Genomic DNA, 339 nt, shown 5'->3' with positions numbered 1-339 from the left:
AGGCACGGCCGGCCACGTTCACGGTCCAGTTGGTGCCGGTGTAGCCCTCGATGGACTGGTCATAGCCCAGAGCGCCCAGCAGCATCTTCAGGAAGGCAAAGCCGGTCAGAGTGCCGGTGGGACGGAAGGTGCCGTCAGCGTAGCCGCTGATCAGGCCCCGCTCCACGCAGAAGGCGATGTAGCCGGCAAAGCTGGAGCCAGCGGGAACATCCTTGAAGGGAGCCGCAGAGGTGCCCAGGGACTCCGCCGTGGTCTTGCCCAGCATCATGCAGGCGATGATCTTGGCGGCAGCCTGACGGGTCAGGGTGCCCTGGGGACGGAAATCACCATCGGAATAAC

The 339-nt window shown here is 64.6% G+C and carries 1 protein-coding gene; it reads right to left on the bottom strand.

The genetic code is table 11. The features are described 5' to 3' along the window. On the bottom strand, positions 1 to 339 hold a 339-nt coding region (locus tag H9X91_RS14110; RefSeq protein ID WP_204805889.1), incomplete at both ends, for an S-layer homology domain-containing protein.

The sequence above is a fragment of the Oscillibacter valericigenes genome (genome assembly GCF_016902445.1).
Classification (GTDB): domain Bacteria; phylum Bacillota; class Clostridia; order Oscillospirales; family Oscillospiraceae; genus Oscillibacter; species Oscillibacter avistercoris.
The sequence above is the reverse complement of the archived record's forward strand: the minus strand, read 5'-3'. Positions and strand labels throughout refer to the sequence as shown.